Origin of the sequence: Vibrio sp. TRT 2004, from assembly GCF_050113735.1 — a bacterium.
Classification (GTDB): Bacteria; Pseudomonadota; Gammaproteobacteria; order Enterobacterales; family Vibrionaceae; genus Vibrio.
Map to the genome: position 1 here is coordinate 99,997 of NZ_JBNJOH010000008.1, position 11,559 is coordinate 111,555.

The 11,559-nt window shown below is 44.8% G+C and carries 8 protein-coding genes; 5 read left to right on the top strand and 3 right to left on the bottom strand.

All coding sequences use genetic code 11. The annotated features are described in order from the left end of the window. Positions 1 to 12 precede the first annotated feature (12 nt). Positions 13 to 447, bottom strand: a complete 435-nt coding sequence (dtd, locus tag ACQEXR_RS05625) for a D-aminoacyl-tRNA deacylase (RefSeq protein ID WP_427019916.1) — start codon at positions 445 to 447, stop codon at positions 13 to 15. Further along, positions 419 to 1,333: a virulence factor BrkB family protein gene (locus tag ACQEXR_RS05630; RefSeq protein WP_138972898.1), complete on the bottom strand. Its 915-nt coding sequence runs from the start codon at positions 1,331 to 1,333 to the stop codon at positions 419 to 421. Before ACQEXR_RS05630 ends, dtd begins: the two co-directional genes overlap by 29 nt. A gap of 62 nt (positions 1,334 to 1,395) precedes the next feature. On the opposite strand from ACQEXR_RS05630, the gene ACQEXR_RS05635 reads away from it, so the two are divergent. Continuing rightward, positions 1,396 to 2,037, top strand: coding sequence for a DUF2959 domain-containing protein (locus tag ACQEXR_RS05635; RefSeq protein WP_331427710.1), 642 nt, complete (start codon positions 1,396 to 1,398; stop codon positions 2,035 to 2,037). A gap of 58 nt (positions 2,038 to 2,095) precedes the next feature. On the opposite strand, the gene typA is transcribed toward ACQEXR_RS05635, so the two are convergent. Next, complete coding sequence (typA, locus tag ACQEXR_RS05640; RefSeq protein WP_269376950.1) at positions 2,096 to 3,925, bottom strand: translational GTPase TypA; 1,830 nt, start codon at positions 3,923 to 3,925, stop codon at positions 2,096 to 2,098. A 486-nt stretch (positions 3,926 to 4,411) separates the two neighbouring features. Between typA and glnA the strand changes: the two genes are divergently transcribed. From glnA to ACQEXR_RS05660, 4 genes are all read left to right on the top strand, one after another. After that, the gene (gene glnA, locus ACQEXR_RS05645) at positions 4,412 to 5,821 is read left to right on the top strand and encodes a glutamate--ammonia ligase (RefSeq protein WP_331416653.1); all 1,410 of its coding nucleotides are present in this window, start codon (positions 4,412 to 4,414) and stop codon (positions 5,819 to 5,821) included. A 324-nt stretch (positions 5,822 to 6,145) separates the two neighbouring features. Next, positions 6,146 to 7,207, top strand: coding sequence for a nitrogen regulation protein NR(II) (gene glnL, locus ACQEXR_RS05650; protein WP_427019917.1), 1,062 nt, complete (start codon positions 6,146 to 6,148; stop codon positions 7,205 to 7,207). Positions 7,208 to 7,242: 35 nt separating this feature from the next. Beyond that, the gene (glnG, locus tag ACQEXR_RS05655; protein ID WP_331427712.1) at positions 7,243 to 8,646 is read left to right on the top strand and encodes a nitrogen regulation protein NR(I); all 1,404 of its coding nucleotides are present in this window, start codon (positions 7,243 to 7,245) and stop codon (positions 8,644 to 8,646) included. 133 nt (positions 8,647 to 8,779) lie between these two features. Continuing rightward, positions 8,780 to 11,320 (top strand): EAL domain-containing protein, encoded by a 2,541-nt coding sequence (locus ACQEXR_RS05660; RefSeq protein ID WP_427019918.1) that lies wholly within the window; start codon positions 8,780 to 8,782, stop codon positions 11,318 to 11,320. The last annotated feature ends 239 nt before the right edge of the window (positions 11,321 to 11,559 follow it).

Here is an 11,559-nt window from a genome sequence, read left to right on the forward strand (position 1 = left end):
TATTTCTTATAATTATACTTGTAACCAGAAGGTGACTGGGCCGTCATTGACCAAAGACACCTTCATATCAGAAGCAAAACGTCCGCGTTCCGTAGGAAGAACCTCTGCGCAGCGATCAGCAAAGTACTCATATAAGCGCTCAGCTTCCGTAGGATGAGCACCTCTAGAAAATCCCGCTCGAGTGCCCTTTTTTGTGTCAGCCGGAAGAGTGAACTGAGAGACCACCAAAACTTTACCTTCAACTTGTTGGACGTTGAGGTTCATTTTGTCTTCATCATCACCAAAAACACGATAAGTCGTCACACGCTCCATTAGTCGCTTCGCCTTTGCTTCATCATCGTCTTTTTCTACCCCTAGCAGCACAAGTAGACCTTTGTCTATCTCTCCAACCACTTCACCATTTACGCGTACGGCTGCTTCACTCACTCTTTGGATCAGGGCTATCACTGTGCTTTCCTTCTGACGGTTTAACTTGAATTTTTGTTGAGTGTACCACTTCTTTGGGCTCGCTCCACTGCTCTCTTTCTCCCAGAGCAGCGGTCACTTCGGCACCAACGAGTACAATAAGCCAGCACAGATACACCCAAACAAACAGAATAGGAATAGCCGCTAACGCCCCATAGATCAGCTGGTACGAGGGAAACTGAGTGATATAGGCCGCGAAGCCTTTTTTACTTGCTTCAAACAGCAGTGCCGCGACAATTGCCCCCACCATAGCATGGGAAATGCGAACTTTTTTATTCGGTACCAAAAGGTACAAACCAACAAACGCGAAGAAAGATAACAGAAACGGCAACCAACGCAGCAGTAGATCATAAATCCCTGAGATGGCTTCACTTTCGATAATTTTCAAAGACGTAACATAAGACGTCGCGGCTATACTGGCACCAACCAGAATTGGACCAAGAGTCAAAACCATCCAATACATCGAAAATGAAAATACAGCGCGGCGCTTTTGTTTAACTCGCCAAATGTAGTTAAGGTTCTTATCGATATTTGAAATCAACATCAACGCGGCAACAAAAAGAAAAACACCACCCACTGCACTCATCTTGCCAGTGTTGGCGACAAACTCCAGCAACGCCCCCTTTACTGCATCTCCAGCCGCAGGCACAAAGTGGGTAATAACAAAGTCTTGCATCGCGTCACCGGCATTTTCAAATATCGCAAAAGACGAAAGAACAGAAAGCAATACGGTCAACATTGGTACGATAGATAACAAGGTAATGTAAGCAAGATATCCCGCATTCACATTGACTCTATCATGTCCCATACGGGTCAGCAGATAGCGTACAAACAACACCGCTTGCTTAATCAATGGCTCGATTTTCAACTTGTATCTCCCAACTAACTCAGTCATCCTAACGTTCTAATTCTAAAGGAAAGGAACCCATCATGCCGTACTTACTGGCGATTGTATTGTCGATTTTTACCTTAACAGGATGTCAATCAGCCTATTACTCTGCAATGGAACAAGTAGGCTACCACAAACGCGACATCATGGTGGATCGTGTCGAAGATGCAAAAGAATCACAACAAGATGCCCAACAAGAATTTACCAGTGCTTTGGAAGCTCTCTCGGCTTTAACTCACTTTGATGGTGGTGAACTGGAAACGGTGTACAACCAAATCAATGACAAGTATCAAGATAGCGAGAAAGCGGCACAAGAAGTGAGTGATAGAATTGCGGCCATTGAAGATGTTTCTGATGCCTTATTTGCAGAGTGGCAAAGCGAGCTCGAACTCTACACTAGCAGCAAGCTCCGTCGCGCCAGTGAGCAAAAATTAAAAGAGACTCAACGCTCATACAACACAATGCTGTCGGCGATGAAACGAGCTGAAGATAAGATGACACCAGTGCTTAATACACTGCGTGACAACACTCTCTACTTAAAACATAACCTCAACGCGAGTGCCATTGGCGCACTGCAAGGTGAGTTCACAAGCTTAGAGCAAGATATTCAATACGCAATTAAACAAATGAACGCAGCCATTGCTGAATCAGATAAGTTCCTACAGAAACTAAGCCAAAAATAACGGATAAAAAAAAGCCCCGAGCATCGCTCAGGGCTTATTCAATTTAATCCGTTACAGATTACTTAGCTGCACGAGAAGCACGCTTACGATCGCTTTCCGTTAGGAATTTCTTACGTACACGGATGCTTTCAGGAGTGACTTCTACTAGTTCATCGTCATCGATAAATTCTAGAGCTTGCTCTAGTGTCATGATGATTGGCGGAGTAAGCACCTGTGCGTCATCCGTACCAGATGCACGAACGTTAGTTAGCTGCTTACCTTTCAGTGCGTTTACCGTCAGATCGTTATCACGGCTGTGAATACCGATAACCATGCCTTCGTACACTTCTACACCGTGACCAATGAATAAGCGACCACGCTCTTGAAGGTTAAATAGTGCGTTAGTTAGCGCTTTACCCGCTGCGTTAGCAATCAACACACCGTTGATACGTTGACCGATATTACCGCCTTTGTGTGGGCCGTAGTGATCAAACGTATGGTAAAGAAGACCAGAACCTGAAGTTAGAGTCATAAATTCTGTTTGGAAACCAATTAGACCACGAGATGGCATAACGAAATCCATACGGATACGACCTTTACCATCAGGAGACATGTCTTTCAGCTCACCTTTACGTAGGCCGATGTTTTCCATGATACCGCCCTGATGCTCTTCCATCACGTCGATAGTTACCGTTTCAAACGGTTCCATTAGCTGACCGTTTTCTTCTTTAATGATAACTTCTGGACGAGATACTGCTAGCTCGAAACCTTCACGACGCATGTTTTCGATCAGGATAGATAGGTGAAGCTCACCACGACCTGATACGCGGAATTTGTCTGGATCGTCTGTTTGTTCAACACGCAGTGCAACGTTGTGGACAAGTTCTTTTTCTAGGCGCTCAAGAATGTTACGTGAAGTAACGAACTTACCTTCTTTACCTGCAAACGGAGACGTGTTTACTTGGAACGTCATTGTTACTGTTGGTTCATCAACAGACAGTGCCGGCAGTGCTTCAACTTGGTTTTGAGCACAGATAGTGTCAGAGATTTTCAGCTCGCCAAGACCTGTGATTGCGATGATATCGCCCGCATGAGCTTGCTCAACTTCGTGACGCTCAAGGCCTAGGTAGCCCATTACTGTACCGACTTTACCGTTACGAGTTTTACCGTCTGCACCAATAACCGTTACTTGTTGGTTAGGTTTAACGCTACCACGTGTTACACGTGCAACACCGATAACACCAACGTAAGAGCTGTAGTCTAGCTGAGAAACTTGCATCTGTAGTGGACCTTCAAGGTCAACTTCTGGTGCCGCTACTTCTTCAACGATAGTTTGGAATAGTGGTTCCATGTTCTCGCCAGTTTCACCCTCTTCTAGAGCTGCCCAACCGTTAAGTGCTGATGCGTAAACCACTTTAAAGTCTAGCTGATCATCAGTAGCACCTAGGTTGTCGAATAGGTCGAACACTTGGTCCATAACCCAATCAGGACGAGCGCCAGGACGGTCAATCTTGTTGATAACAACGATAGGCTTAAGACCGTGAGCAAATGCTTTTTGTGTTACGAAACGCGTTTGAGGCATTGGGCCGTCAACTGCGTCAACGATAAGTAGCACTGAGTCTACCATCGACATAATACGTTCTACTTCACCACCGAAGTCCGCGTGTCCCGGAGTGTCTACGATGTTGATACGGTAGTCATTCCAGTTAATCGCTGTGTTCTTAGCAAGAATGGTAATACCACGCTCTTTTTCGATGTCGTTCGAGTCCATGACTCGCTCTTCAGCTTCACCGCGAGACTCTAAAGTACCTGATTGCTGTAGTAGTTTATCAACCAGTGTTGTTTTACCGTGGTCAACGTGCGCGATGATCGCGATATTTCTTAATTTATCAATCTGTGGAGTAGCCATGGATTTGATTCGCTCGATAGAAGAAGCCCGCTAGCAAAAACTCAGTTTTGGATAGCGCACTTACTTGATTAAAAAAACGGCCATAATGTACCAGATTCTAGCGAAAAACCCAGAAATATGTGATCTGATTCGCTGCATTTCAACAGATATTTTTCTAGCCACCACTAAATCACCAAACGTAACACCAAATCCTGATTGACATCGAAGGGAAAACTGGGCTGAATGGAACACGATTTTGTTTGTTATTGGTGCAACAAACCCAAAGAGCACCAAAATAGTGCAACAACAGATCATTTTGGTGCAAATTATTGCACCAAGTTAAACATCAACAAGCCAAACCATTGAAATTAATGGAATAATTTTTTTGGCACGGTTTTGGCTTTAATTAAATCGGCATCGATTAATACGATTGAAAAGAAATTAATCAATGCTGGATTTCAAACGAATCGAGCTAAACCGCTTTAATAACACTGGAGGTTATCCAAGATGTCAGTAGAAAACGTTCTATCGCTGATCCAAGAAAACGAAGTTAAGTTTGTTGACCTACGCTTTACAGATACAAAGGGTAAAGAGCAACATATTTCAATCCCTGCTCACCAAATCGACGCAGACTTCTTCGAAGAAGGTAAGATGTTCGATGGTTCTTCTGTTGCTGGCTGGAAAGGCATCAACGAATCAGACATGGTAATGATGCCTGACGCATCATCAGCGGTTCTTGACCCGTTCACAGAAGATGCAACGCTAAACATCCGTTGTGACATCCTTGAACCTGCAACGATGCAAGGTTATGACCGCGACCCACGCTCTATCGCGAAACGCGCAGAAGACTACATGCGTTCTACTGGTATCGCTGATACTGTACTCGTTGGTCCAGAGCCTGAGTTCTTCCTATTTGATGATGTAAAATTCTCAACAGATATGTCTGGCTCTTTCTTCAAAATCGACGATGTTGAAGCAGCTTGGAATACTGGTTCAGACATCGAAGGTGGTAACAAAGGTCACCGTCCAGGCGTTAAAGGTGGTTACTTCCCAGTTGCTCCTGTTGACTCTTCACAAGACATCCGTTCAGCAATGTGTCTAATCATGGAAGAGATGGGCCTAGTTGTAGAAGCTCACCACCATGAAGTTGCAACGGCTGGTCAGAACGAAATCGCTACTCGCTTTAACACGCTAACAACGAAAGCGGACGAAATCCAAATCTACAAGTACGTTGTACACAACGTTGCACACGCATTCGGCAAAACAGCGACATTCATGCCTAAGCCACTTGTAGGTGATAACGGTTCTGGTATGCACGTTCACCAATCTCTAGCGAAAGACGGCGTTAACCTATTCGCTGGCGACAAGTACGGCGGCCTATCTGAAATGGCTATCTACTACATCGGTGGTATCATCAAGCACGCTCGCGCGCTAAATGCTCTAACAAACCCATCGACTAACTCGTACAAGCGTTTGGTTCCTCACTACGAAGCTCCCGTTATGCTAGCTTACTCTGCTCGTAACCGCAGCGCTTCTATCCGTATCCCAGTGGTACCAAGCCCTAAAGCGCGTCGTATCGAAGTTCGCTTCCCAGATCCAGCAGCAAACCCATACCTAGCATTTGCGGCAATGCTGATGGCTGGTCTTGATGGTATTAAGAACAAGATTCACCCAGGTGAAGCAATGGATAAAGACCTTTACGATCTACCAGCTGAAGAAGCTGCAGAGATTCCAAAGGTTGCAGAGTCACTAAAACAAGCACTTGAGTGTCTTGACGAAGACCGTGAGTTCTTGACTGCGGGTGGTGTATTCTCTGATGACTTTATCGACTCTTACATTGCACTAAAAACTGCTGATGTTGAACGTGTGAACACAGCTGTTCACCCACTAGAGTTCGAACTGTACTACTCTGTATAATCGACATTAGTGCGCAACACACGGTTGCAATGAACATTATTAAGGCTCGTCTTTTAGGCGAGCCTTTTTATTTTCCGGTGTCGAGAATCAGACATTACTTACACCTTCAACTCTTTTGTAATTCAACATCTTATAGACGGCAAGCTTATTGCATTAACAACTCTAGAAACCGTGCATTAGCAGTAGCCATGATGAATAACTGAACAAAATCGACACTAAAGTACCTGTATGCAATAGGTTTTAGCTTCAGTTCTTACAGTGAATGCGCCATACTTGAATTTTCTTTCGCACCAATTTGGTGCGCTGCACTATTCAAGTTCAAGGATGAGGGAGAGAGCAGTGGACAGCGAACTCAATAACATTATTTTAAACCACCAAGTGACCGCGATTCTAATTATGAATGAGTCACTTCAGGTGAAGTACGCCAATCCAGCGGCTGAACAACTGTTTTCTCAAAGTGCTAAGCGAATAGTCAATCATCCACTATCACATTTAATCCAGCATGCCTCACTGGATCTTGCACTGCTGTCACAACCACTACAAAGTGGACAAAGCATTACTGACAGCGATGTTACCTTTGTTGTCGATGGCAAACCATTGATGCTTGAAGTGACTGTAAGCCCAATATCTTGGAATAAAAAAATAATGCTGCTGGTTGAAATGAGGAAAATAGGCCAGCAACGTCGCTTGTCCCAAGAGCTGAATCAACATGCTCAGCAACAAGCCGCAAAGCTACTAGTTAGAGGCCTTGCGCATGAGATTAAAAACCCTCTCGGTGGCTTACGTGGTGCTGCTCAGCTACTAGAACGCACTCTCCCAGATCCTAGCCTAGCTGAATATACCCAAATCATTATCGAACAGGCCGATCGTTTACGCGCCTTAGTGGATCGACTACTGGGCCCACAAAGACCAGGGAAAAAGCGCCCAGAAAACCTCCACCTTATCCTTGAAAAAGTCCGTCAGTTGGTTGATCTCGAAGCCAACCAGAGTGTCACTATCGAACGCGACTACGACCCCAGCCTGCCGGAAATTCTTATGGATGCGGATCAGATTGAGCAGGCACTGCTGAATATTGTGAGTAATGCTGGACAAATTTTGAATGGGCAACAAAACGGCGAAATTATTATTCGCACCAGAACAGTGCATCAGGCCAATATTCACGGTCAACGCTGCAAGCTAGCGGCACGAATCGAAATTACAGACAACGGTCCAGGTATTCCTGCCGACCTACAAGACACTCTTTTCTACCCTATGGTCAGCGGAAGAGAAGGGGGGACAGGGTTAGGCCTGTCGATAGCACAAAATTTAATAGACCAACACCAAGGCAAAATTGACGTTGAGAGTTGGCCTGGAAGAACCACATTTACGATTTATTTACCCATTTAAACAATGGAAAGTAATCTTGCTGCAAGGAAATCAATATGAGTAAAGGATACGTTTGGGTTGTTGATGATGACAGCTCTATCCGTTGGGTGATGGAGAAGACTCTCTCATCTGCCAACATAAAGTGTGAAACCTTTGCAGATGCTGAAAGCGTTTTAATGGCACTTGAACGAGAAACGCCTGACGTACTCGTTTCAGATATTCGTATGCCAGGCATTGATGGGATTGAGCTACTTAAACAAGTACATGAATGTTCACCTGAACTTCCTGTCATTATCATGACTGCCCACTCAGATCTTGATGCAGCGGTCAATGCCTACCAAAAAGGGGCGTTTGAATATCTCCCTAAGCCTTTCGATGTTGATGAAACTCTGACTTTAGTTGAGCGAGCTATCACACATAGCCACGAGCAGAGACAAGAGCAAGCATCACTGGCTGGCGAAGGTTACACGCCTCCAGAGATCATTGGTGAAGCGCCAGCAATGCAGGAAGTATTCCGTGCAATTGGTCGACTGTCTCGTTCTTCGATCTCTGTACTCATCAACGGTGAATCAGGTACAGGTAAAGAACTGGTCGCTCATGCGCTTCATCGCCATAGCCCTCGAGCCAGCAAACCCTTTATTGCTCTTAATATGGCGGCGATACCAAAAGACTTGATTGAATCAGAGCTGTTTGGTCATGAAAAAGGCGCCTTTACCGGAGCCAACAGCGTTCGCCAAGGACGCTTTGAACAAGCCAATGGTGGAACTCTATTTTTGGATGAGATCGGTGATATGCCGCTCGATATTCAAACACGACTACTACGAGTCTTAGCGGATGGTCAGTTCTATCGCGTTGGTGGACACTCCCCCATCAAAGTGGATGTTCGTATCGTCGCAGCAACACACCAGAACCTTGAAAAACTCGTTTCAAAAGGCAATTTCCGCGAAGATTTGTTTCATCGCCTCAACGTCATTCGAATTCATATCCCTGCACTGAGAGAGCGCAAACAGGATATAGAAAAACTCACTTTACACTTCCTAGCATTAGCGGCTGAAGAACTCAGTGTTGATGTCAAAACACTGCATCCCAGCACGGTAGAAACGCTTAATCGGTTGGATTGGCCAGGTAACGTTCGTCAGTTAGAAAACATCTGTCGCTGGTTAACTGTTATGGCGAGTGGCTCAGAAATTCTACCCGGAGATCTACCCACTGAATTGCTTGAGGACAAAAGGCACAACAATGTCAGTTCAGCAGGTTCATGGCAGCAACAATTGGCAAGCTGGGCAAGAAACTCGCTTGCTCAAGGAGATACCGAGCTACTTTCTTACGCACTTCCTGAATTTGAGCGTATACTTTTGGAAGCAGCGTTAGAACATACTAACGGTCATAAACAAGACGCAGCGAAAGTTTTAGGCTGGGGACGAAACACCCTGACCCGAAAGCTCAAAGAGCTTTACTGACATCAAGTCGCTTAACAACCGACTCAGATAATGAAGGTTACTACGGACAGATTGCAGTCTATTATTTGTATGGTAATCACCGTTTTTCCCTCTGTCACTCGCCTTGTATTACGATCAGTGCATAAGGGGTCGGATGAAAGTGACTACAAAGATCACCCTCAGAACAGCTGTTGTACTGCCGTTTGTATTGATATTTATCTTTACAATCGGAGTGATCATAGCAGTACAGAAGAACAGCTATGAAGAGATGGTCGTCGATATCAGCAGTAAACAACTATCCGCTCTAACTGAGAACGTCAGACTTGAGCTTAATAGTTTTCTCAATGAACCCTTTCAGGCAAGTCTTGCTCTCAGCCACTCTATTGGGTTCAATGAACTTTATCGTTCAGGAGACACATCTAATATTGAGCAGTATTTGCTAACCTCCTTTCGCGATCTCTACAATACCTTCCCTCAACTCGATGTTATCGGCTTCGGCGGAGAAAGTGCTGAGTACGTAGGTTTCCGCAAAGAGCCCGATAAAAGCTACACCTTAATGGTTCAGGATAATCGTACCCAATATAAGTTGGTCATTTATCGTGGAGAAGTCATTAACGAAAATGTTCGCTCGGTGATCGATAACTATGATCCAAGAGTCCGACCATGGTATGCCCCCGTAGCCAAAACGCGTCTGCCCATGTGGTCATCCATCTATGCCAATGCAGATGAAAGGCAAGAGATCACCTTATCCGCTCTAACCCCCGTATTTTATGGCGATCAATTCCAAGGGGTGGTAGTAACTGATGTCAAAATCGACACGTTTAATACCTTCCTAAAAGAACAGCAAAAGCACACCAACGCACTGATCTATATTGTCGATGACAAGAAGCGTCTCATTGCTCACTCAACAAATGGTAATGTCGTCTCTTGGGGTACATCTTTAACTCCAAAAGGAGAGCGACTATTCGCAACAGAAAGTACAAATCCAATAATCAAAGCCAATGCCGAGTATTCGGCATCACAAGGGTTATACCAACTGAACCAGACTCAACGTTTTACAATCGATATCAGTGGTGATCGCTATTTCAACCATTTCACCCCTTACATTGATGAGCATGGTTTGAAATGGTATATCGGTGTCGCTATTTCCGAGTCACATCTGCTCGGTAAACTGCCAGAAAGTCAGCGAAATAGTTGGGTTATTGGATTAATAGCGAGCTTTATCGGCATCGTTGTTGGTTTGCTCGCCTTTAACCAGATAATGACACCCATCACATCAACAGCAGCAGCAGCCAAACGTCTTGCGAAAGGTGACTGGGATAGCCATATGCCACAGCCAGGCAATATCTATGAAACCTCTATGCTGGTGTTCGCATTTAACGAAATGGCCAACAACTTAAAAGCCTCATTCAGAGCATTACGAACTCAATTACTTTATGACTCGTTAACTAACCTCTATAGTCGAGAAGGCTTGATTGATACGTGTGATTCTCTCGGTAAGTTGGACGGTATTTTGTTACTGGTGGGAATCAATAAATTCAGAGATATCAACGACAGTTTAGGCCATAGTCTAGGCGATCAGATTCTCAGTGTTATATCTCGCCGACTCAAATCCCTTTTCACCAATCAACACTATCTAGCCAGAATCGGTGGTGATGAGTTCGCTATCTACATACCCGATCGACAAACCTGCGCTAATTCTAAAATCCTTGCAGATCAAATCATTGCAATGTTCGCATCGCCATTTCTGATTGAACAAGAGAGTGTGCTAATCAGCATCTCAGTCGGCGTTGTTGAAGACGGACCGGATGCCAACATGACGGTGTGGCTAAGAAACGGGAGCATCGCGCTAAGTAATGCAAAACATGATGCGACAAGCATCAGCTATTACCGTCCTGAAATGGCGGATATCTCTCGAAATAGAACCATGATGTTAGCAAAGATAAAAGATGCCATTGAGCACAAAGAGTTTTTACCTTTCTATCAACCACTCATTGATTTGAACAGTGGCAAAGTCGTGGGTGCAGAAGCCCTAGCAAGATGGCTCTCCCCTACGCAAGGCTTACTACCACCTATGGATTTTATTCCATTAGCGGAAGAAAGCGGGTTAATGGGTGCAATAGGAGAGCATATTCTAACTCAAGCGTGCAATGATACTGTTCAGGGTCTCAAAGAGGGCAAGTGGGACGAGGCATTCAATATGCATGTTAACCTCTCAGTTAATCAGCTTTCCCAACCTACGTTTATCCAAGTCCTACAAAGAATACTGGCACAGTCAAACCTCAAAGCCAGTAACCTTACCTTAGAGATTACTGAATCACGCATCGTAGACAACGATCCAGTAACAATACAAAACTTGCAGGCTATCCGAGATCTAGGGGTAAAAATTGCGATCGATGACTTCGGAACAGGATACAGCTCCCTTGCTTATCTGCATAAACTACCGTTTGACTGCATTAAGATAGACCGTGCCTTTGTTCGTAGCCTAGATCCTCAAAATCTCGATACGTCGATTGTTGCAGCGATCGTTAACATGACTCGAGGAATGAGAGTCAGCATAGTAGCCGAAGGCATTGAAACATATGAGCAAGAGCGCCTAATTACCAAGCTAGGTTGCTCACTTGGTCAAGGTTTCCTCTACAGCCGACCAGTCCCTTATGACGAGTGGCCAACCAACTTGGTCACAAAGAAATAGTGATTCGGACTCTAAACCCTACCCGATGAAGCAAGTACTTGAGCAAATGGCTCTCGATAGAGAAACGGAAAGTATCTATCAGCAGTATTGCTGATAGTGAGAAATGATTTTATTGTTGGGTAAAACGAAAAAGCCCGCTGCGTATGCAGCGGGCTTTTCAATGTGGCGGAGAGATAGGGATTTGAACCCTAGATACGCTATTAACGTATGCCGGTTTTCAAGACCGGTGCTTTCAACCA